Annotated in this window: 31 protein-coding genes and 1 tRNA gene; 6 read left to right on the top strand and 26 right to left on the bottom strand. The window is 38.2% G+C overall.

The genetic code is table 11. The features are described 5' to 3' along the window. Positions 1 to 3: 3 nt before the first annotated feature. The 12 genes from PRK60_RS02680 to PRK60_RS02625 form a co-directional block, all read right to left on the bottom strand. Positions 4 to 1,944 (bottom strand): phage major capsid protein, encoded by a 1,941-nt coding sequence (locus PRK60_RS02680; RefSeq protein WP_273646259.1) that lies wholly within the window; start codon positions 1,942 to 1,944, stop codon positions 4 to 6. After that, entirely contained in the window at positions 1,910 to 3,118 is a 1,209-nt protein-coding gene (locus PRK60_RS02675; protein WP_273646258.1) for a phage portal protein, read from the bottom strand. Before PRK60_RS02675 ends, PRK60_RS02680 begins: the two co-directional genes overlap by 35 nt. 12 nt (positions 3,119 to 3,130) lie before the next feature. Then, positions 3,131 to 5,053, bottom strand: a complete 1,923-nt coding sequence (locus PRK60_RS02670) for a terminase TerL endonuclease subunit (protein WP_273646257.1) — start codon at positions 5,051 to 5,053, stop codon at positions 3,131 to 3,133. Beyond that, the gene (locus tag PRK60_RS02665; RefSeq protein WP_102168993.1) at positions 5,050 to 5,580 is read right to left on the bottom strand and encodes a phage terminase small subunit P27 family; all 531 of its coding nucleotides are present in this window, start codon (positions 5,578 to 5,580) and stop codon (positions 5,050 to 5,052) included. The genes PRK60_RS02670 and PRK60_RS02665 overlap by 4 nt, the downstream gene beginning before the upstream one ends. A gap of 189 nt (positions 5,581 to 5,769) precedes the next feature. Next, the gene (locus PRK60_RS02660; protein ID WP_273646256.1) at positions 5,770 to 6,291 is read right to left on the bottom strand and encodes an HNH endonuclease; all 522 of its coding nucleotides are present in this window, start codon (positions 6,289 to 6,291) and stop codon (positions 5,770 to 5,772) included. A 62-nt stretch (positions 6,292 to 6,353) separates the two neighbouring features. After that, on the bottom strand, positions 6,354 to 6,524 hold the full coding sequence (locus tag PRK60_RS02655) for a hypothetical protein (RefSeq protein WP_003717397.1): 171 nt from the start codon (positions 6,522 to 6,524) through the stop codon (positions 6,354 to 6,356). A 503-nt stretch (positions 6,525 to 7,027) separates the two neighbouring features. Next, positions 7,028 to 7,204, bottom strand: a complete 177-nt coding sequence (locus PRK60_RS02650) for a hypothetical protein (RefSeq protein WP_273645348.1) — start codon at positions 7,202 to 7,204, stop codon at positions 7,028 to 7,030. Positions 7,205 to 7,259: 55 nt separating this feature from the next. Then, complete coding sequence (locus PRK60_RS02645) at positions 7,260 to 7,700, bottom strand: hypothetical protein (protein WP_273646255.1); 441 nt, start codon at positions 7,698 to 7,700, stop codon at positions 7,260 to 7,262. After that, on the bottom strand, positions 7,684 to 8,160 hold the full coding sequence (locus PRK60_RS02640; protein WP_273646254.1) for a Panacea domain-containing protein: 477 nt from the start codon (positions 8,158 to 8,160) through the stop codon (positions 7,684 to 7,686). Before PRK60_RS02640 ends, PRK60_RS02645 begins: the two co-directional genes overlap by 17 nt. 219 nt (positions 8,161 to 8,379) lie before the next feature. Next, positions 8,380 to 9,267 (bottom strand): IS3 family transposase, encoded by an 888-nt coding sequence (locus tag PRK60_RS02635; protein ID WP_260846181.1) that lies wholly within the window; start codon positions 9,265 to 9,267, stop codon positions 8,380 to 8,382. An 8-nt stretch (positions 9,268 to 9,275) separates the two neighbouring features. Further along, a complete protein-coding gene (locus tag PRK60_RS02630) occupies positions 9,276 to 9,809 on the bottom strand; it encodes a helix-turn-helix domain-containing protein (protein ID WP_102169382.1) in 534 nt (177 codons plus the stop codon). Positions 9,810 to 10,850: 1,041 nt separating this feature from the next. Beyond that, positions 10,851 to 11,345 carry a hypothetical protein gene (locus tag PRK60_RS02625; protein ID WP_273646253.1) on the bottom strand — a complete coding sequence of 165 codons (495 nt, stop codon included), beginning with the start codon at positions 11,343 to 11,345 and terminating at the stop codon, positions 10,851 to 10,853. Between the two features lie 94 nt (positions 11,346 to 11,439). On the opposite strand from PRK60_RS02625, the gene PRK60_RS02620 reads away from it, so the two are divergent. Beyond that, positions 11,440 to 12,141 (top strand): hypothetical protein, encoded by a 702-nt coding sequence (locus PRK60_RS02620; RefSeq protein ID WP_273646252.1) that lies wholly within the window; start codon positions 11,440 to 11,442, stop codon positions 12,139 to 12,141. Positions 12,142 to 12,340: 199 nt separating this feature from the next. Here PRK60_RS02620 and PRK60_RS02615 read toward each other — a convergent pair whose 3' ends face one another. The 11 genes from PRK60_RS02615 to PRK60_RS02565 form a co-directional block, all read right to left on the bottom strand. Continuing rightward, complete coding sequence (locus PRK60_RS02615) at positions 12,341 to 12,508, bottom strand: hypothetical protein (RefSeq protein ID WP_273646251.1); 168 nt, start codon at positions 12,506 to 12,508, stop codon at positions 12,341 to 12,343. Continuing rightward, positions 12,489 to 12,797 carry a hypothetical protein gene (locus PRK60_RS02610; RefSeq protein WP_273646250.1) on the bottom strand — a complete coding sequence of 103 codons (309 nt, stop codon included), beginning with the start codon at positions 12,795 to 12,797 and terminating at the stop codon, positions 12,489 to 12,491. The genes PRK60_RS02615 and PRK60_RS02610 overlap by 20 nt, the downstream gene beginning before the upstream one ends. A 14-nt stretch (positions 12,798 to 12,811) precedes the next feature. Continuing rightward, a complete protein-coding gene (locus PRK60_RS02605) occupies positions 12,812 to 13,600 on the bottom strand; it encodes an ATP-binding protein (RefSeq protein WP_273646249.1) in 789 nt (262 codons plus the stop codon). Continuing rightward, entirely contained in the window at positions 13,600 to 14,475 is an 876-nt protein-coding gene (locus PRK60_RS02600; protein ID WP_216972363.1) for a DnaD domain protein, read from the bottom strand. Before PRK60_RS02600 ends, PRK60_RS02605 begins: the two co-directional genes overlap by 1 nt. Positions 14,476 to 14,485: 10 nt before the next feature. Then, positions 14,486 to 14,701, bottom strand: a complete 216-nt coding sequence (locus tag PRK60_RS02595) for a hypothetical protein (protein ID WP_191911332.1) — start codon at positions 14,699 to 14,701, stop codon at positions 14,486 to 14,488. 138 nt (positions 14,702 to 14,839) lie between these two features. Further along, complete coding sequence (locus tag PRK60_RS02590) at positions 14,840 to 15,040, bottom strand: hypothetical protein (protein ID WP_273646248.1); 201 nt, start codon at positions 15,038 to 15,040, stop codon at positions 14,840 to 14,842. 12 nt (positions 15,041 to 15,052) lie between these two features. Next, the gene (locus tag PRK60_RS02585) at positions 15,053 to 15,328 is read right to left on the bottom strand and encodes a hypothetical protein (RefSeq protein ID WP_273646247.1); all 276 of its coding nucleotides are present in this window, start codon (positions 15,326 to 15,328) and stop codon (positions 15,053 to 15,055) included. Positions 15,329 to 15,416: 88 nt separating this feature from the next. Beyond that, positions 15,417 to 15,548 (bottom strand): hypothetical protein, encoded by a 132-nt coding sequence (locus tag PRK60_RS02580; protein ID WP_273646246.1) that lies wholly within the window; start codon positions 15,546 to 15,548, stop codon positions 15,417 to 15,419. 13 nt (positions 15,549 to 15,561) lie between these two features. After that, complete coding sequence (locus tag PRK60_RS02575) at positions 15,562 to 15,810, bottom strand: hypothetical protein (protein ID WP_273646245.1); 249 nt, start codon at positions 15,808 to 15,810, stop codon at positions 15,562 to 15,564. Next, on the bottom strand, positions 15,803 to 16,216 hold the full coding sequence (locus tag PRK60_RS02570; RefSeq protein WP_216972367.1) for an ORF6C domain-containing protein: 414 nt from the start codon (positions 16,214 to 16,216) through the stop codon (positions 15,803 to 15,805). Before PRK60_RS02570 ends, PRK60_RS02575 begins: the two co-directional genes overlap by 8 nt. Further along, positions 16,213 to 17,145 carry a hypothetical protein gene (locus PRK60_RS02565; protein ID WP_216972368.1) on the bottom strand — a complete coding sequence of 311 codons (933 nt, stop codon included), beginning with the start codon at positions 17,143 to 17,145 and terminating at the stop codon, positions 16,213 to 16,215. The genes PRK60_RS02570 and PRK60_RS02565 overlap by 4 nt, the downstream gene beginning before the upstream one ends. Positions 17,146 to 17,209: 64 nt before the next feature. Between PRK60_RS02565 and PRK60_RS02560 the strand changes: the two genes are divergently transcribed. Beyond that, positions 17,210 to 17,380, top strand: coding sequence for a hypothetical protein (locus PRK60_RS02560; RefSeq protein WP_216972369.1), 171 nt, complete (start codon positions 17,210 to 17,212; stop codon positions 17,378 to 17,380). A gap of 144 nt (positions 17,381 to 17,524) precedes the next feature. On the opposite strand, the gene PRK60_RS02555 is transcribed toward PRK60_RS02560, so the two are convergent. Beyond that, the gene (locus PRK60_RS02555) at positions 17,525 to 17,749 is read right to left on the bottom strand and encodes a DUF739 family protein (protein WP_191913155.1); all 225 of its coding nucleotides are present in this window, start codon (positions 17,747 to 17,749) and stop codon (positions 17,525 to 17,527) included. Between the two features lie 173 nt (positions 17,750 to 17,922). On the opposite strand from PRK60_RS02555, the gene PRK60_RS02550 reads away from it, so the two are divergent. The 4 genes from PRK60_RS02550 to PRK60_RS02535 all read left to right on the top strand — a co-directional run bounded on the left by PRK60_RS02550 (position 17,923) and on the right by PRK60_RS02535 (position 20,793). Continuing rightward, positions 17,923 to 18,690, top strand: a complete 768-nt coding sequence (locus PRK60_RS02550) for a S24 family peptidase (protein WP_216972370.1) — start codon at positions 17,923 to 17,925, stop codon at positions 18,688 to 18,690. Between the two features lie 63 nt (positions 18,691 to 18,753). Beyond that, a complete protein-coding gene (locus PRK60_RS02545; RefSeq protein ID WP_216972371.1) occupies positions 18,754 to 19,068 on the top strand; it encodes a hypothetical protein in 315 nt (104 codons plus the stop codon). Between the two features lie 16 nt (positions 19,069 to 19,084). Then, positions 19,085 to 19,585, top strand: coding sequence for a hypothetical protein (locus tag PRK60_RS02540; RefSeq protein ID WP_216972378.1), 501 nt, complete (start codon positions 19,085 to 19,087; stop codon positions 19,583 to 19,585). Positions 19,586 to 19,698: 113 nt separating this feature from the next. Further along, positions 19,699 to 20,793, top strand: a complete 1,095-nt coding sequence (locus PRK60_RS02535; protein WP_273646244.1) for a site-specific integrase — start codon at positions 19,699 to 19,701, stop codon at positions 20,791 to 20,793. Between the two features lie 136 nt (positions 20,794 to 20,929). Here the strand turns inward: PRK60_RS02535 and PRK60_RS02530 are convergent. Further along, positions 20,930 to 21,013, bottom strand: a tRNA-Leu gene (locus tag PRK60_RS02530). A 60-nt stretch (positions 21,014 to 21,073) separates the two neighbouring features. After that, positions 21,074 to 21,358 carry a hypothetical protein gene (locus tag PRK60_RS02525; RefSeq protein ID WP_178695656.1) on the bottom strand — a complete coding sequence of 95 codons (285 nt, stop codon included), beginning with the start codon at positions 21,356 to 21,358 and terminating at the stop codon, positions 21,074 to 21,076. Positions 21,359 to 21,559: the final 201 nt, after the last annotated feature.

Genomic DNA, 21,559 nt, shown 5'->3' with positions numbered 1-21,559 from the left:
ACACTACTTTTGAGTTGGATCAGTTGGCGCAGAAGCAGCCTTTTGAGTTGCGGTACTTGAAGTAATCAATGTAATTAAGTCTTGACGTGCTTGAACAACATCTTCACGAAGGTAGATACCTAAGATTTTGTACCAGATGTCGTAGCTATCGATGAATTGGCCGGTAATTTCGTTTTCTTGGAAGTTAATTACAGCCTTTTGAAGCGGAGTAACGATAATGTTAGCATCCCCAGTCTTAGCCTTAGGGAAGAGTAAGTCATCAACGACAACTACTGTCTTACCTAAGATAGCTTGACCGGTCGCCTTAGTAACATCTGGTTGTACGAGTGGCCGTCCCATTTGGTCCTTCATTTGGTCAAGTTCGTCATATGCTGATTGTGAAAGAATAATGGAAGCAGCGGCTGAATCTTGAGGCTTCAAGTTGACGTTAAGAGCGGTCTTCATGTCGTTAACTAAATCAGTTGCCTTAGTAGCAGTTACACCATTAGTCAAGGCGTTAATAATCAAGTCATCTTGGGTGTTATCCTTCAATTCTTGCAAACGGCTTTGAAGTTCTGATTGCCAGTTGTAGGAGCTATCAGAAATCAAATCTTGGGAGAAGGCATAGTTACCAGTGTATGTCTTCAGATCCCAATTAATCGGCTTAATTTCTGGAGCAGCATGACGTTCTGATGGTGTGAACTCAGTGTGGAGACTCAACTTATCAGTTGAAGTTTGGAATACTGGAAGCTTACCAGTAGTGGTTGAAACCTTAATCGTCCGCACTAATGATCCTAGCCGTGGAAATTGGTGTACTTCATGTTCTGGGGTAAGAATTGTTTCCGGAATGATAACTGAACCGGCACTTAAGCCAATATTGTTATCACGACGAATACTGTCTGATACTTGACCTGTTTTTAAGAAGTTTGCGAAATCACGAGTGATACTTTCTTTATTATCATTGAGCTTAGTAGCCATATTATTTTCATCTCCATTTTCATTGTTATTGGCTGGTTCTGCACTTCGCTGAATGGCATCGTCAGCAGGGGCAGCGGAACGACTAGTTGAACTAGATTTAGCACTGGAAGCTGGATTCCCTGGATCCCCAGAAGCGGTTGCTGAACTTTTAGCAGAGCTTGAACTAGTTGGGTTGCCTGGATCAGCTGGTGCAGCAGAGCGATCGACATCATCGCTGCTTGCCTCATCGTCATCACGTTTAGTAGCGCTTGAAGCTGGCGCAGCACTCCCGTTAATTTGGGAATTTAGTTTTGTCAGCATGGCGTAAATTTGAGCATTGGTTGGTTCAGCAGAACTAGCAGTAGAAGCAGCACTAGAACTTGTTGAACTAGCGGAACTTGCTGCACTCGTAGCTGAAGAAGCTGCTGAACGCTCAATGGTATTATCGTTATTTTCCATTTTCTCTAAGACCTCCTTATAGTCACGGCTCACTTGAACACTTGTCTCTGTATAAGCTGGAATTGAAGTTAGACTAATCTCGTTTAATGAACTGAAATGGTTAATTGTGTGAATTACCGTGCCATCATCCGTTTGTGACCATGAATCACCATTGTTTTGATCAATCTGTGCATTAAAAGAAAGACCCTTTAAGTTGCCGTTTTCAATATTTTCATAAACATCATTACCCAGTGTTGTATCTGGGATTTGAGCAACAAAAAAGAGCCCTTTATCATCTACCTTTAGAGATAAAGTGCCCGAGTCAACACGCGCCAAAATATTATCGAAATCGTGAGCATATAAGAGTTGTACTTCACTAAAATCAACGCCATCAAAAGCCCCTGGTCGGATATATTCCGTAAATGGTAACGGCTTTGATGGTTGATTAAAAGTAACTGCATAGCCAGATACCTTACGACTATTATTCGTAGTGTCCCGGCTAACAGTTAAATTATTAGCAACGAATGTACGAACGTCATTCATTTGCTTGGGAATTGTTTGAGCTGTCATCTTCTGTTTCACCTCCCTCCTTTGTGGTGGATTGAGGCTTAGCCTGATTCTTTTGCTTTAATTCAGTCAAGTCTTCAGGCTGTACATCTAATCCGGGCATAATATCATGAGCTAACATCAACCCGAACGCTTGTCGATGTGTCATTAAGCCTGCCTTAGCTAGGTTCTGAATATTAGTAAGCTCTTGTTGATGATCAACATCAATTGCACTTGTCACGTCTAGCTTAACTGGTGAACCAAGTTTGAATGACAGTTCGGACTCGATCGGTCGAATGTACATTGTTAAAGCATTCTGATATAAGCTCCTAATCATTTCAATTGATGATTGTTGATCCCCTTGACCGTTTAAGTAACTATCAGGAATACCGAAAGCCTTCGCAATTTGAGTTTGCGCAAAGGTTGCGTTATCTAAAAGCTTAGCAACGTTTGGGGTAACATCAATTGTTTCCAACTTAGCACCGGCATCCATAACTAATAGTCGCCCAGCGTTATCACCCGTGTTAGCTTTTTCAAACGCTTCCCGGATAGTCTCCTTGGCGTTTGGATCAGTTAATGCATTCGGGGTGGTGTAGATGTTAGTTGGGGCGATTGCATGAATCAGCGAGGTTAAAGTTAACTTCTTGCTGTTATCTTGAATACCTAACTCTGGAACCAGTGAGATTAACGGACTAACCCCTGTGTACTGGTTAACGTCCATCCCCGGTGTCACGAGCTTAAAATGCAGCATGTCAGCGCTAGGATATTCTTTATCCGGTCGCTCATCGGTGTAGTGAACCTTATAGATAATATCTGCTGCATTGTCAGTTAGCGTCAATTCGACGTCATCTGAAGGCACTGGTTCCAATTGAGTAATCAAATGCTGATTGTTCCGGTGTAAAACCACATAAGCGTTGCCGTTAAGCAATAACTGAATTAAGATTGCCTGCCAGCCTGAATACGGATTCATTAGCTTAAAAGGATTATCCAGTAATGTTTGATATTGCTGGGCGTTGAATGAGCAAGAAGCAATATCAGAACTAATACGCTCAATGACTGCAAAAACATCTGAGTTCTTAAATGCCTTGTTAACGTCAACAGTTGTTTCAGTTTGAATTTTTCCGCCACTAAACACAAGTAGCGGTGTCGTTCCGTTGGCTAACGTTCGTGACCGAAAGATATTTCTAAAAAATCCCATTTTTCTCACCTCCTAAAAACTAAAGTTATTCCAGTATTCCTTTCGCTGCTTAGGTGTCATGTTAGCGAAAGGATCTTTTTGTTCTTTATCAAGGTTAACGTCGTCGAAGTCATACTGTGCCCGGAAGAAAGCATCAATCGTGGCATCGACAATATCAATTTTGGCGTTAGCATTGTTCTTGTCGACCTTGACACCATTGTTATCTGTCACTAGCACAGCGTTATTGAAGCTGTATCGAATCAGCGGATCATCTAACCAGCGAATCTGTTCCGAGCTAATAGCTTGTCTGAAAGCTAACGTAGGCTTATTCAAGGATAGACTACCCTGCCTTACTGGAATGGTTAGCCAGTCGGTCTTTTGGTCAATCCACATAGTAACCGCTTCGTCAGCGTGCCAGGCATCGAAACAGAAAGCTTTAACTTCTAACTGGTGTTCTTGAACAAAATTAGTAATCCAGCTGAAGACTGCTCCATCGTCAATAAAGCCGTAAGCGTCCTTGGTAACGTCAGCAAAGCCTAAATTAGCCGCTTCACGGTAGTTAATGCCGTCTTGCTTTTCCTTCAGGCTAATAGAACCTTGCGCAAATGCTAACGGAATGAATGAATGCTGAACAATGAACCACTTATGTTCAGTGCCATCAGAGTAAGGGAAGATAAAACTAACCGATGTATCATCAGCATACATTGATTTGTCAAAGCCAATGGTTACCTCACGCCCGTCAATATCAATTGGTGGCTCTTGAACTACCGATTTTTCAATATCAGCAAGGGTCAAGTAGGTGTTAGCCTTCGTCTTCAACCAAATATTCATGTTCTTGTTTTGGAACTCTTGAATATTCCCCGCTGCCATATGCGTATTGCGCTCATTAATCAGGGAACGGATCATCTGCTCCTTTTTCTTTTCACTCAAAGTGATTAATGGATTGGATTTCTCCCAGGTGTCCGGCTGTTCTGTTTCTTTAACGGAATCTTGTTCCCAAACTAAACAAAGGTAGTTATCAAGGTCACGACTAGTATCATCCCTCATTACTCGTTCAAGCATTCGTTCATCCTTGTAAAAGTAAGAATTGGGGTCTGGATAAGCCGTTGATATTTGAAACATTGAACCACCGGTCTGCATCATCCCAGATGATACCTGACCAACGTTCCGGGCAATCTGAGCAATTGCGGCCGGACTACCCTTAGCACCATCGGAACCTGATTCATCAAGAACGGCCATAACAAAGTGCCGACTATCGAATCGCCCTGATTCATGACTTAAACGAAGAATCACGTTTTGCGGATTCTTAGAGATAATCTGGTCATTCTGCACGTGAGTATCCATTTGCTCAAACAGCTTCTTAAAAGCTGGGATTTCTGCAAAGTGATCCATTGTCGTCTTAAGATATGAGAACCCCTTTTTCGATTGACTAGTAACGGGAGCAATATATGCCATATCTTGGTTAGACTTGCCAGCTGATTCAATGATGAATGAGTAAGTCAAGATAATTGCTGATAGATAGGTTTTACCGTTAGTTCGGGCAACTGAAACAATTACCCGGTCATAACGCTTGTTATCCAAGCTATCCCGCCAGCCAAACATGATTGACAAAATGGCTTTCTGCCACAACATCAATGGAACTGGTTTACCAGTATCAACGTCCGGCACAATTTTTGAAAAATTAAGGATGATTCGCACATGGTCTAAGTCATAGACATAGTTAAACGAATCATCCTCTGTTATTCTTCGCAAATCTTGTAATTGACGAAAAGCAGCAAGCTTCAGCATTGTTGAAGTCTTATATTTGCCATCTAGGACTTCAAAGCAATATTGAGTACCAGGATCTTGATACTTCTTTTTGATAGCTTCATAGTTACCTGCTTTTTTCTCATGATGGTAAGCATTCATTACCGCTTCAACGACATTATCTGATTTATTAAAATCATACGGTCTCATGCTTTACCACCTCCATTAATTATTTTGGCAATATCAGCCATTGGGTCGCTATCATCATCCCCATCTGAGAGGTTGAGTAATGTAGCACGTGACTGTGGCGTTAATCCTAGTTCAGCTGCTAACTGCTTAATCTTACTAGTACAATCACTCAGGGTAGTAACCGCTGGATTCTTCTTATATCCAGAGAAATGATGTTCGTCGATGATTTCACCCTTAGGAGAGACAATAATGTCATACATAGCTGTCTGGATACCATGTTCTTTAATCTCATCATAAGATTGGCGGAACAAGTCTACTTGCACACATAGAGCAACGACAACAGCTAAATCAGGTTGTTTTACAACGTCAGATTTAACTAATGCCGGTAAGATTGACCGATAAGCGCGCTTAGCAGCGTCACTTAGGTAGACAGGAGGTGTTTTCTGCAACTGAGCCCAGCTTGAGGTGCTATCTTTGAGTTTCTGTGTCCGATCACGCTGGTATTTCTCGGCTTTTGGGTCATCGGTAATTTTATTTTTCCGTGCCATCTTATCACCTCCTTAAGATTGGGCTTGATTTCAACAATTTTGAAAGCGTTTCGCCTTTTTTCGACTGCTTTCGTTCGGTTTATCCCCCCTACCCGTTAAGATAAAATAACTCGGATTTTTTCAAAGCCGGGTTGTTCTATGTGATACGCTCATTTTGGTTCTCACGGGGGCGGGGGATGTTTTCATTTTTCAAAAATATTTTTCAGTTTTCGGTTTCTTTTCGTTCAACCATCTCCGCCAAGTCTTCCGGCTGATGTGCCGAAGCTTATTGACTCCGCCTGGTTTCTTAGCAATTGCTTGTTCGATTAATGTCTTGCGGTTATGTTGTGACTTCGATAACAGCCATAAGTTGCTTTCATCAAATGGATTGTCACAATACTTTCGCGGGATGATATGGTCAACAATATAATCATGATCACTCAATGCTTTACCTGTTGAACCATCAATCATCATATCTCTTCGCTTCACATAATCACGTAGCTTAGTCCATTGTGTTGAATGGTAGAATGCATTAGCAACTGGATCACGTTGTTCTTCGTTATATATCCGTTGCCATTCATTATGGTATTGGTGATACTGTTCTGTCTGGTGGTACTCATGTAGCCGTTGTAATTCTGCCTGCTTATGTTCCTGCTCATGCTTACTACAATAGTCATGTCCTGGGATACATAACTCATGACATCCCCGATACCAGCATTCATGCGTACGCATATCATCACACCACCTTTCTACTTCAGTGCAAACAAAAAGACGGTAGCCGTTAAACTATCGCCTTAATTATTTAATCGTTTATGTATAAGCTCTTGTAGTTCTTTCAAATCATCATCATCAGCTAAATCACGGATAAACTTACGCGCATAAGACCGATAACGATATATCCGTTGCTTATCCTTATTCTTATCGTTCCACTTCTTATTAGCCTTCAGTTGAGCTTCACTAACCATAATGTCGACCTTCTCACGTTAATATGGTATACTAAATATGCAAAAAGCCAAGAGGCTCCATCTCTTGACTTCTTGCGTTCCGGAAATAAAGCTAACCTGCTAACCGCTATTTGCGATTAGCTTTTTTTATTATCGCATAAGCCTTAGCGAAGTTAATCGCGGCTACCGACAATAACCAAATTGTCAGTGCGATAACATGGCAGCCTCTCTTTCCGGAGTACTGTTATTTCCATCAGTATCATCCCCTTTCCGGATTCAGGGAATCACTTCCGGAACGCTGTAGTCTTTCGGGCGTCCCTTACTTGACTACATTTATATTATACATTATTAACGTATAGAATACAACAAAATATTGAAAGAAATCTATCTATTTTTATGTACTTTAAAAGCTGGCAAGCGTTGACCTATCAGCTTTTTCTTTTGCTTCATATGTCTGTCAGCTCGGCACAGCATAATATACTCTTGCTTAGATGCCACCAAGCCGAATCGTTTAGTTTGGAACATCATAATGACCTCACAAACTTATGAAATTCATCATGTGCTTTCTTCTTTTTGTTGATTGCACTTTGAAGAGCTTTTTCGACTTCTTGCTCTTCTCTTTTTCGGCTTGTCTCTATTGCTAAGCTTTGAAACACTTTACAGATTGCCATAACACCTTTAGCAAGTTCTTCTTGGCTCATATGTATTCCTCCAAACAAAAAAGCCAGCGCTAGGCTGACTAAATAATCTATTTCATTATGAACCGTGATCATATTGATCAAAAGATGCGTCAATACTCATCACATAAAAAATATTTGAATTCTTTTTACCAATAACTCTGCCGAGATTCCCAAGTCGAAATACCCAGTAATCATCTTCACATTCTTTATAGCGATTACTAGATTTGAAATCAGAATGAATTCTTAGTCTAACTTTTTCTTCAGGTATCTTTTCAAGCCCCTGGTTTTTATTAAGCCCAAGAATTCTAACAATATCTTCTTGAGAAAGCTGATATATTTTTTCTAAAAGTTTTAATCTTACCCTATTATCAATAGTATTTCCTCGACTATCAAGATTATACTTTGATTCCTTAGTCAAAAAAGAAAAATTAAAGGCAAACCTAGATGTATGATGAGGTTTAATTTTGGTTTCTTTTGGAAATGAGGGTGAATTAAAGTTATTACTTTTTATCTTCATCAGAAACAAAGACCCCGCTATAGAAATCTTTAATTGCCTTATCACTTATAACTTCACTTTGAGGAGTTTCTTGCCATGGCTTCTCACTATGAGTCTGCCTCATTAAATCATAAGCTGAACTATAACCATAAACATCATAGATACTATTTAAAATACTTGAAGCCTCATAATCATTCTGAAGCTCACTATAATCATTAAGATCGCTTTCTGTTATTTCACCGACTATCCCACGATGACCTCTATATTTTTCATGAACTTCTTCAACCACAGGTCCATATCTCCACGCAACAATGTCATTGTTAAACATACGATGACCCGTAATAGATAAACTTGCAGCCTGAATATAATATAGTAATTTCATAGCCTTCATTTGAGTCAGTTCTTCAACATTGGGGTTCGTACGCATATCTGCATTGTTTCTAACACGTAACCAATTAACTATCTTAAAAACGTCGTACATAATGCTCCCTCCTTATCAACAATTATATAGTACAATATATGCTACGATATTGAGAATGCTTTTGCACAAATCTTAATAATTTGTTCTCATTAATACTGACGTTTAACGATGCATCAGTTGATAAATATGTATAGATATCTTTTATCTATATTAATACAAAAAGCCCAGTCAATTAGACTAGGCTGAAGTGCAACAAAAAAGTTAGACAAAATTGATTATTTAAGCTACCAAGGTATGATTTCGGTATTCAACCGGAGTCATACCTTTTGTTTTTAAGGAGATACGTTGGTAATTAAAGTAATGAATGTATTGAGCTGAGAGTGATTTTAATTCAGCTAAGTCTTTACATGGTGGGAAACCATCTAATAACTCTGTCTTAAACAGGTGAAAGAAACTCTCCATTGGTGCGTTATCATGACAATTTCCCTTACGGGACATACTTTGAATAAAGTGATTATCAGCTAACTTTTGGGTATAGTACCCCAGTTGATAGTGCCACCCCTGATCAGAATGAATAATTGGTTGAGCATTATCAGGCAGCTTTGTACATAGCTCGTTGAGAGTAGCGGTAATCAACTGTCGATCAGGATGTTGACTCAATTGGAAGGCTAAAACTTCCTTACTGGCTTCATCGATAATTGAGGAAATATAAGCCCAACTGTGATTAGCTAAGCGAACTTGAGAAACATCTGTGTGGAGGACTTGATAAGGAATGGTGGCCTGAAATTGTTGTTTTAGTAGATTATCCGCAACTGTGCCCACATTACCTTCATAAGATGAGTATTTACCACTACGGTGGCGATTATACAGTGCCACTTGAACATCTAATTTCGCCATCAACTTGTTCACCGTCATGTCCGCCAAATGAATGCCCATTGCCCGCAGTTTTTGGTTCACGCGACGATAACCGTAGGTCCATCGTCCGCGGACTTGCCCTTCTTTAGCCACGCTAAGAATCACTTGCTTAACACTCGCATATTTATCATGATGGTTAGCGATGCGCTTGCGCTCATCATGGTAAGTAGCCTTAGGAAGGTTGATTTTATGGAGAATGTCACCAATCTTATAGCGATATTTCTTCGGTAGCGATGCTTGATCTGCCCTGATCTGATCAACTATTTGCGTTTTCTCTTTGCCTTGGAGGGTCCGAACAGGGCCAACGATTTTTTTAAGATGTCACGTTCCAATTTTGTGTCATAGAGTTCTTGGCTTTTCTTGGCAAGTTCTTCTTTTAAACGTTCCACTTCAGTCTTATTAGTAAGACGACGAAGTCGTTTCTTAGTATGTTTCACCTTTGACGGCCTACCTTTCGGGTGAGGTTTCAAGGCTTCAATACCATCTCGCTTGAACTGTGACCGCCAAAGTGAAATTTGGCACGCTTGCACGTCAAATCGAGCCGCTACTTTAACCATCGATTCCTCATGAGTTTGGTAGTAGTCTATCACACTCAACTTAAAATCTGCGGTAAGGGTTCGTGGATGACGACGCCGTTTCAAGGCGTCTATCCCACTTAAGCGATATCTTTGAATCCATTTCCTGATCAGTCGGCTACTGATACTGTATTTGCGCCCCAAGGCTCGAGAACTTTGTGGAGTAGTCAGATATTCGTGGACAATTTTAGCTTTAAAGTCAGGTTTGTATTTAGTCATAAAAAGTGCCTCACAATCGTTAGAACTTTTGTCTAACAATTATGAGGCACTTCAGGCTGAGGTAAAAATAAAATGATGTGCCCGGCTTTCCACACCGAGTACGCTCCAACAAGCGATGTTGCATTCACACCAATATATGATTATCAATATATTTTGTGGTGCTTGCTGAAGCTCGTAAGCAATCGAGTTGATGTGTCTAAGATTATAGTAGTTATTCTTAATGATTGTTTACTATGCTAAGAGCCGGAATCGAACCGAACTTCATGCGCAGGCTTCCGTTGAATCGCATAAAATTTCCACCTGTGCTCTCACCAGAGAACGTTAGCTACAGAGAGTTTGTGAAAAGCAGGTGACTATCAACTCCTTTAAATTGAATTGAGTGTCATCTCTCTGCTTGAAGCACTGTTAAACATTAAAAGAGGAGGCTTAACATCTCCTTTAATTTATTGTGCTTCAATATGGAAGGCATAAGACAAGTGAGGTGCTAGCTTCACCTCCAGATATATATTGCCTTCCAAAGTGAACACTGGGAACTGCCCCCACAAGCGTTGTCGCTTGGTGTCTACTTTCACGCATTCACATAATCAGAACTAATTAACTCCCGCACCCGGTCGTAGTTTTCCGCCTACTCCTGTAACGGACGTTAGTGTTCTGAATAAGTGTAATCTTCTAGCCGTTGAGTAAGATTACGCACTCTTCTGCTGATAACAGCACGGCTACCGTGAGACTAGCAGAGCCGGTATACATAAAAACAAAGGAAGTGTTTCTTTACGTCATCAAAATGTGTATGGCATTAGTACATGCTAGTCTCAACGTGGATTATGGAACTCGCATCCATCTCCGGCTTGGTTACCGTTCCACACACTTAACAGAGAGAATCCTGAGTTGCTGGTAGTAACTCGTCTACTCCTCTGCCAAAGTCAATAAAGTCGTATTATTAAGCAGTTTAAGGACATGAATGCTGAAGTCATTCGTGCTCGGGTCACATCTTATTCTTTCGACAATACCATTATCATGTAAAAACTGTCCTGGTGCTGTCCTCTATTTGTCCTGCCTTTGTCCTGTATTTGTCCTCCTTTTGTCCTCTTTTTGATTAACATGTAGGTCTGGAATGATTTTTTCGGAGACAGCATAGTAATCGCAAGCTGGTTCAATACAATCGGCAAACTCGCAAGCTGCCCTTTTAACTAAGGAGCTAAATGTGCTGTTATCTGTATAGCCAATTTGATTTTTAATTTTCCAGTTAGGCAACTCGTCAATGTACTTAAGCTGAATTATCTTTTGACTGGTTAAACTACACCCTTTAATTGCATACCGTACAGCATACAAAGCACTTGCATAACGGGAATGATTAATCATTCTCCTTTCAGAACCATTGCCAGCAGAGGGTGCTTTAGGCATACCGTCAACTGATGGTGAGCTGTAATCTCCCCATGCTCCAGCTTTTCGCTTGATTTCTGGTAATCGTTCATAGAAGAACCATCTTACAGCATGATAGGTTCCATTAACGTCTAACTCATCGAACAACGCCACCATTAGCACTCTCCCTTGTGATATAATTGATTTGCTTTTATTTATATCTCAAGGGCGCTCTCACGGTAGAGCGTCTTTTTTACTCTGGAGGAACAAAATGAACACAATCACTATTTCAATAATTTCATTAATAATTTCCGGATTATCAGCTACCGTTGCCATTCTTTCATTCACATCTAACAAAGCTGAATTGATCTTTTTTCATGATGATTTAGAACCATTAGCCATTGTCAATTCCGAGATTTTTGCAAGATACAAAAATGATAGTGGAAAAGAAAAGCAAATTCCTTTTCCTAATGGAATTCTCTATCATATACAGGTCTTCAATCCCTCCCCACAAGATATCGCGTATTTTCATATGGAATTTATTGTAGATAAAAAAATTCATAAAGATGTTTGGACTCTTAAAACACTTGGATGGGCTACTGATAGAGCAAAAATTGTTATGAACGACTTAATACATGGCCCAGGAGAAATTTTCATACCTTCTGCTCCTCAAGGAGTATTTAAAGCGCACTCTTTCACTCCTCTTTACCTATTTGTAACTACTGATGGGTCACCATTTCCTAAGCAACTGTCCTTTCAATTTAAGTATGCCGTAAGAAGTTTTCCATATTTTGGAAAAAAGCATCGTTATAAATCGTTCAGAAGAGACTTAGATCTTTCTAACGTTGAATTAGGAATGAAATCAAAGCAAGAAGCAATGAAACAATTGACATTGCCAGTGCAAAAATTGCCAAAGTCAAAACAAACACCACCTTATAGCAAACGACGTAAACATAATCGCCGTAAGAAATGATATAATCTATTTGAGTATGCGTGCCATGAGTGGTGCGTTTTTTATTTATCCGAAAATCATATGAAATGCTGACGTCCAGATCTTTATAGCCAACCATGTAAGCCCACCAATAATAGTTAATGCTCCGGCCCACATTATTACCTGCCCGAGTATGAAACTCGTAATATCACTAATCTTTTTTCCGATCATAAATTTTCTCCTAATTTTCTTTATATACAATCAAAGCTAAAAAGTGTTGTGGTCCCATTGTTTCTGTAATCGAAACACTGACTATTTTTTTGTACTTTATGAACTCGTCAATATTTTCTTGAAGTAAATTAATTCCATAAGCTTCTATTACATAAGTTTTACTTATCTTTTTTGTCATTACTCTTATCCTCGTAATAATTGTTAACTTCATTTCCTAAATTAGAATAATTTTTAACAAGCATTGCTCTAATTACATCAATAAGGGACAAAACTTTTCCTTTATCACGACAAAGTTCATAGACACATAAATTAATTTTGCTAGTATTTAATTTAGAAAAAGCATCCCCCTCGATTGGAGAAATAATTCTGAGGAACAAATCATCAATTGTATCTATCAGTTCCTTTAATTCATCTAGATCAGCATTAATTTGCTCCACATTTTGAATATTAAACTTTTGTTCCGTCATTCCGTTCGTCCTTCCTATTCTCTAATGTCACTAAGTTCTGAAAAATCAAATTGATAGTATGGATTATGTGGTAACAATCGGCTTACCGTCTTACCTCCATATATCAAACTAAGCTCATCTGGTGTATTATTAGTCGTGACGATTGTTGATTTGAATACCTTATTACTGCTTGTATCGTATCTTGCGGTGGCTATCTGATTAATTGCCTGCTGAACGTCCTTTTGAACAGGCTTGTCAGAGTTAACTCCGCCTTCAGTTCCAAGGTCATCAATCACCAATACGTCGACACTTTCCATAGCGTCCAGGATCTTTTCTTTACGATCCTGGGCGTCTTTGTATTTATATGACCTCCAGAAAAGAGCAACTAATTCAGTCGACGATACAAACATTGTCGTTTTCCCGTCAGCTCTTAAATACTTCATCATTGCCAGTGAAAGCATTGTCTTACCGGTTCCCGGTGGTCCATAAAGAACTGCCTTTTTGGGATGGCGACTCATGACCTTTGCAAGTTGGCTAGCATGCCCCTTTAAGTTCCTTGCAGCCGTTAAATTCAACTGTTGATTTGGATCCCACTCATCAAAACTCGCTGATAATTTCTTTTTGCCTTCCCATAAGCACAAGCTATCAAACATGATGTATTTAGCTCCACCACCAGCTATTTGAATCTCTTTATTAGACTTTTCTCGGTAGATTTTAGCTTGAAGTGCACAAAGCTCTGGGTGGTCAACATCAACTCCGTGTTCACGAAAGATGTCTAATGCCTTGGGATTATTTAAGATATTTCGGATTGATTTAAACGCCATTAATTATCATCCCCATTCTCCTTTGCTTTATCCTCTGCTTCTATTTCTGCTAACTCTTTAGCAAAGAATTCATCTCGGCTCATTCCCTCTGGAGCTTTTCGAGTTTCAAAATGATATTGAGGTTTCTTACCAGTTTTCCGAGGGGATGATTTTCCACTCTTACGATTCTGACCGTACTTCTTTGACAGTTTTTCGGCTTGCTTTACCGTTTTAACGTGGTTATCTTCTAGTGATTTCAAAACTGTTTTGAGATAAGACCAGCTAGGATGTTGTGCAACATCATTAGTTCGTTTAATGGCATAACAAACCAATTCATTACCAAGACGATTAATGTAGTCTGTAAAGACGGGTAGATTTAATCCGCTGTTAACATTTATCCCGGCTAGTTGTGCCAGATTAAATGCATCCTCGGTTGGATGATCATCATCATTCTTATCTGGAGTAATATCTGTGTAGTATCTGGTATTGGCTTGCTCATTTTGAGCACTTCCATCTGTCCGTTTTGAACAGACCGTCTGCTCATTTTGAACAGATGCACTGCTCATTACTTGATCAAGTTTTCCAATATCAATCGAATACCATTTGGTATTATCAAAACCTGCCTTGTTAAAATTACCGGTAATGATCAATCCCTTCTTTATGCAACTATCAAGTGCTCTTCTTACTGTACTTTTACTCCAAAAGGGAAAATTATCTTTTTGCCAGTTATCGTACGTGTTATAGATCCATAATCTGTCATTTATTTGTTTAGCACTTTTACCGTGAAGCCAGTAGTTAAGCTGCTGTAAGACAATAGATTCATTCAATCCAATAACAGAAGCTAATTTTTTATCGATTAAAATAGGGTGCTCATCATATAGCCATGCAGCTTTCATAGTAATCACCTCACTTAATCTTTTCTCGATCTAATCTTTTATTAAACAAATCAACATCAATACACCTTTTAGCTACGTATTGTTTTGAATTTTCCAAATAGTTGATTAATTCATTAGCCTCATTTATTGAAAATAATGTTCCGCCATTGCCAAATGCCATTTTATTTTCATGATCCATAATTATTAATCTCACATCGCCGTGATGGATCTTTTTTAATATTGCCATCTATCACACCTCAATCTCACTTGCGTGGGTAACAGCTACATAATTACTTTTATTTCCTTTCATTCGTACCAATTGATATACCTCTTACTTTCATAAGTAGTTCATGATATACTAATTACGTAATACTATTTGATATACTTATTTACTTTGAGCATTCGTTTTTGCAGAACGAGTGCTCTTTTTTGTTGGGCGTGGCGTGATGGCTTCTGCTAAATCATGAGCAATAAATGGTAGCCAGATCATAAACGTCCAACTCATCGCTATTTCCATCCCCTCGCGGTAAAAGATTGTAATTAGACAACCACAAGCAACATAGAAAATTCCTTTAATAAACTGCATCATCTTTCCTCCTCACGGCAATGGTTTATTCCAATCAATTACATCAATATGTTCTTCAATCCATTTCCTAGCAACTGGCAAATTAACCTTGATTGCTCGTCCCTTGCCGGGATGTGGATTAGTTGACCATTTTCTCGTTTCTGGGTAAGTGTCCAGAATGTACAACTGAATCCATGCCTTAGCTTTCTTCCCAGGTGTATATGGTCGTAGTTCTTCAAGATTTACCCAATGCTCAATTACTGGTTTCTTTTTTTTAGTTATTAAATACGGCTTAAGGTATTCAGCCATTTCCCGCCTATCCTCAGGCGGTGCCTCTTTGATAAGTTCAAGTAATGCGCTCATTCGATCAGCTCCTTTCTTGGTTTATCGTTGTTGATTATTTACTTCCCTGAGTTTCCCAAAAATCTTCAATTAATCCTTTTCCGTTTTGTCGTCGATGAAATTTATTAATAATCATCATGGCATTAATTGCTGCTTCATCTGCAACATCGTTTTGATATTCAAACAAGAATTCAATTCCATTAGGTATCTTGTCCAATGTGTTCATCAATCCAATTAACAACACTAAAGTAATCTCTTTCGCCGTATTTATACCCTTTGAAGTATTTCTTAATTGGAAATATTTGTTCAAATTGTCGAGGCGTTAATTCCTCAATTAAATCTACCAGAGTAAACAACCATTCTTTTTGCCACTCCCAACTTTGTTTATCAATTGTTGGAGACACATACTTAATCATTTCATAAACTGCTTGCTGTGGTGTTTTAGTCATTGCTAACTCCTTTATTAAGTTCTTCAATATTCATCAGTAATTCCTGCTTAGGGTGCCATGTTTCAACAAACTTCAGTCCATCTTTGAAGCGTTTTGCGGGTAACTCGTTATAACGTGGAATATCAAAATAATGTTTAAATTCACTCCAAATAGCTGAGAACACTTTTCTTCCTAGTTTTTTATATGCTGGCGTATCTTTACCGCCCAATGCTTTCATTACCGAGGCTTTACCCTTTTCATGAATCTTATATTCCTGCGTTCCGTTGATCCTCATAGTATCTTCAAGACTGGTAACCCGCGTATCTAACTCATCAATTGACGTAACCATTTCGGCCATTAGTCGAGTCCTTTTCTTTTGTGCTACGTGACCAGTACTTTTTCCTACAATCTCATTGCTTTTGATCATTTAATAATCTCTCCTTCTAATGTATTTACAGTCCGGCGACCACCAGTGATTGACCGTTTATCATCAATCCATGACTGTAAATCATCTAATGCTTTATTCAGGCTTTCTAATGCTTCTTTACCGGAATCAAGAGCTGCTTCACGATCTTCCGATCCAATTTCATTAGTAATTAAAAAATTATGAATATTGCTACGAAGTTTATAGACACTCACACGTCCACGATTTTTCCAATGGTTAGCCCTATGTTCTTGGTGTTCTGCATCCTCGTAATCTTTAAGCCTATTAGTGACCTTATCAAGTTCACCAGCTGCTTTACTGAAATTCTCTTCTAGTTGTTTTTTTTCTCGCTTAAGTTGCCTATAGTCATCAGGTTCAACCTGTACTTCTTTAGTAACTGTCTTTGTAATTACTTTAGGAACTGATTGACTGTTTGAAACTTTGCGGAGTTGATTGTTAAGTTCTGCTTGTGTTTTGCGATTTTCTTCAAGTTCAGCTTGCTGGTCTGCTATTTGGGCATCTTTATCAGACAATTCTTGCTCACGCTGTTTAAGCTTTCGTTTAGTTTCTCGAAGCTCACGAACGGTCATGTCCTCAGGCTTTTTAACTTTGCCATTAGATAATTGCTGTGGCTTGTCACGTTCTTCTGGTGGCATGGTCGCAATTTCATATAGAGCCCTAGCACCCAAATGTTGGTACGTGCCATCATTAGGCAAAGTCGCAGATACTTTAATAAACCTTGAGGCTTGTGTTCTATCCATTTTGATTGATTGCAGCCATTTTAGGTACTGCCCGTGAGCCAAATCGTGTTCTTTAACCCATTTCAGGCGCCGACCAATTTCAAAAATTGCTTGCCCACCAATGCTTTGATATGTCTTAATTTCTGTAGTTATTTTTGCTAAATCAGTAGATAAAGAATCAAGTTCTTTCATAAACAATCCCTTTGCTTTCTTTTGCTATACTTAAGACATCCCCCTAGTGAAAGGAGGTATTTTTATGGACAAAGACTTACTAAAAATGGCTGTTGAATTAACTAATGGTCAGTTAAACTACAATGCTATTTCAACTGTCTCCAAGGAACAGGTTCGTAATCAGCCAGCTAGCCCTGACCAAGTAATGGATCTTGTTTCCGATTATTACGCTCGCTTAAATAAGTTGATGCGTTAATTAAATGCCCATTAATATCTTGAACATACTGCTCTTTGCTACCACCAATAGCATTGAGCAGTTTTTCTATTTCATCAGGCGTTCCAGTTATCTTAAGTTCCATAGCCCCTCCTGTTTAATTATTTCTTTACAACACGTTTTAGTTCACGATTCGTGAACTAAAACTCTAAAAAAATATTTTGGTATTTCTGAAGATTTGATTTTTAGAAGTTTTGTAGCTTTTGCAATTTCTGTATTTTTCCACGAAACTTTATTATTTAGCTTTAATGAAATGCTACGTTCTGATAATCCCATAGCCATTGCAAAATTCAATTGTGTTCCAAAAATTTCTACTATTCGACCGTTCAATTTTGAATAGTCAAATTTCATATCATTTTCCTCCTTTCTTGACTAGTTCACGTCTCGTGAACTTTACATTCATTATAATATTATGACTTTTTATCTTTGTCAATATAAAAGTTCATAAATCGTGAATTTATTTATTGAACTTATATTCAATCAAACTTATAATAAAACCATAATATTATAAAAGGAGAACGGACATGGAAAATACTGCCGATAGATTAAAACAGTTAATGTCCGAAAGAAATTTGAAGCAGGTCGACATTTTAAATATGTCTAAACCCTTTCAGAAATCTTTAGACATTAGTATGGGAAAAAGTACACTATCTCAATATGTTAGTGGAAAACAGTCGCCAGATCAGCCACGCTTATATTTACTTGCTAAAACTTTGAATGTTAGTGAACCTTGGCTAATGGGATTTGATGTAGATAGGAGTCGAAAACTTGAAGAAGCGTTAAAACAATCCGATGTAAATTCTACTAAGCTCATAGAAATTTATAATCAACTTAATTCAGAGCGCCAAAATAATGTTTACAATTACGCATCTGATCAGCTAAACAAACAAAAAAATGCCTATTCTTCATTAATTGGTGAGAATAAGCATATCGTATATATTTATGGCGCTGTTTCTGCTGGTACCGGGGAATATATTCCTCAAGATGAGGATAAACCAGAGAAGGCCATTGTTGAGGGTGTTGTTCCGGATCATGATTTTGCTGTACGTGTAAATGGAGATTCAATGGAACCAATTTTTACTAATCAGCAAATCATCTATGTCAACAAAACAGACAAATCTGATGTTAGAAATAATCAATTCGTTATTGCAGAAGTTGATGGCGAGTTTTTTGTAAAGAAATTAAGACTGGAGAACGGGGATGTTCAACTAATTTCTTTAAACAAAAAATATCCAAACATAACAATTCATGAATACAACGACTTTGCAATTCGTGGAGTCGTTATTATTTAATATTATTTACGTCCAAAATCTGAAGACGCTAAAAGCTGAATTAATTAAAGGAGATTCTTTATTATGGGATTATTCAAATCAAAGGAAGAAAAAGAACAAGAAAAGCAAGCTAAAATGCAACAATGGCTAGAAGATCGCAACTTAGAAGATTTATCCGAGGACGACTACGCTCAAGTAGATCGTATTAAAACGGAATTATGGGGTACGGGATTCCTAGGAGCATTGAATAATATCGCAGCTAGTGACAAAGATTTACAGCGTAACATGCAAAATATTCTTTTAGGGATTTCAGAGCAGAACTGGCTTTTAATTAAGCAAAATGATAAATTAGCCAAACAAAACGAAGAAATTATTAAACTACTAAAAGATAAAAATTAAAGTTCAGGAGTAAATCATGAAAAAAATAGGTTTAATTTGTACTGTTGCTCTGGCAGGGATGAGCTTAGCAGCATGCAGTAATCAGTCATCAAAGGAATCTAGTTCATCTAGCAAAACAAACAGTAGTAAAGTAGTCAAGCACCATAAGAAGCATGATAACAAAAGGCAATCAGAAAGTTCTAATAATAAAACCGGTTCTAAAGCCGAATCTACTTCTACTAGTTCAAACGCGGATTTATCTGATCCTCGTGTGCAGGCGCTAATTCAAAAAGGGTTATTGAATCCTGATGGGACGCCTACGCGAAAAGGACGCGACTTAAATGCAATGGTAGAGGGAAAAAATTTACCAGAAAGCGATTGGGATAGTTCAGATTATACGGAAGCTTATGATGATGAGCATGGAGCTTATCGCGTTCCTATATATGGTAATCAACAAGATTCTGTCCCTAATACTAATCAAGGAACAAACAATAGCGGAGCTGGTGCGACAAGCACTGCGCCTGGTGCTAATTATTAATACCTAAAAAACCCTGCTAGTGTGGCAGCACTAACAGGGCCAGGGTTGATAAAGTATTGGCGTACACTATCATCAATCTTTCTATTTTAGCATATAAATAGGAGGGATATACTATGGCACAATTTGTAAAACGTGGCAAAGCATGGTCGGCAAGAATCCAATGGACTGATGACGATGGGAAACGATATTCAAAGTCCAAGTCGGGCTTTTCCACTAAACTCCTTGCTAAGCAATGGGCAGTCGACCAAGAAAGCAAATTAAACAAAGGCGTACAAATCGCTAAAGAAATTAGTTTGGTTGATTACTACAACAACTGGGTCAATACCTACAAGAAAGATAAACTATCAGCAATTACACTTGACCGTTACAAATATACTGGTGAAGCACTCAATGATTTCTTTCATGAAGATAAGATAAAATCAATTACCCGTGTGAAGTACCAAGAGTTTATCAATCAATATGGCTCTACTCACGCGCCAACAACAGTCAAAAAAGTTAATTCTATTATTCGATCGTGCGTAAAATCAGCAATTCTTGACGATTATCTGTTCAAAGATTTTACCCAACGCGTAGAACTTTCTGCTAATAAAAGCAAAGTTATTAAAGTTGACTATTTAAATCTTAACGAAATTAAAGGTCTTGTAAAAGTTACTACAAAAAGCATTGAATCGCGGCCGGGTTTTACTTCTCGTTTTATGATTATCACCGCGATTTACACAGGGATGCGATTGTCTGAAATTCAGGCTCTCACTTGGAAAGATATTGATTTTTTGCATCAGACGATCAATATAAATAAGTCGTGGAATATGAAACAAAAAGATTTTAAGCCGACTAAAAACGAATCAAGTAATCGGATAATTAAAGTAAATACAGAACTCTTGCACTACTTAAATATTTTACGTGATCATCGAAAATCTAATTTAGTATTTTTCAACCAATATGGAACTATCCCTACTTCTAATGCAGTCAATAAGACGCTGAGAGGACTTCTAAGTGGCCTTAATATCCATCGACGTAACTTTCACTTTCATTCTCTTAGACACAGCCATGTGGCACTCCTATTGGCACATGGAGTAGATCTATACGCAATCAGCAAGCGTCTTGGTCATAGCAATATTTCCACCACCGCAAATGTATATGCTTATCTAATTGATGAATATAAAGACAAAACTGATAAACAAATATTACAGGCTTTATCATCAATATAAAATGTGTGCAGAATGTGTGCAGAGGCCACAATTTTACACGTTTTTATGCGTTTTTTAAAATAAATAAAATACGCTGTAAATCCTTTTCTATCAAGGATTTATAGCGTATTTACGTTTTTACACATTTTCTCAAAAGTGCCCCAAACAGGATTCGAACCTGTACATGGAAAACCATACAACGACCTGAACGTTGCGCGTCTGCCAATTCCGCCACTGGGGCATCGTTATTAATGAAATAACAACAATCTTATTATACTGGAATTTTATTGAATTACAAGTCCTATTTACCTTTAATAAATTGAATCATTGTACCATAACCAGTTAAAACTAGGAACTTGGGGGCAACCTGAACGTTAGCTACATTAGTATTAAAACGAACTCCGACAATTCCATCAGCTTTCTTCTCGGCTGCCCGTTCTCGTAATTTCTGCTGAACCTCACTAAATAGCTGATCCAAAGATTCAAATGAGTCAATCGCATCACTTGGCAGCATTAAATGAGCTGTCGCATTAACAACTCCCAGGACTTTATGTGCCTGTGGATAATCTTCTGTTGAAAGAAACATTTCATTCACCTCCTTATTTATTATACCAAACTAACAAAAAGGCTTTAACGCTCAGTAATTCTAAACGTTAAAGCCTTATTTGTGTTTATGAGGGGACCAACCTATTAGTTTCTGTTGGCCACTTCCTCATAATATCTACGGAAGGAATCTTGCCACTTTGCACTGGAACTTTATTACTAAATACAAACTTTTGATTCTAAT

Origin of the sequence: Limosilactobacillus portuensis (assembly GCF_028607025.1) — a bacterium.
In the GTDB taxonomy this organism is placed as follows: Bacteria; Bacillota; Bacilli; order Lactobacillales; family Lactobacillaceae; genus Limosilactobacillus; species Limosilactobacillus portuensis.
This window is presented reverse-complemented; position numbering and strand designations above follow the sequence as displayed.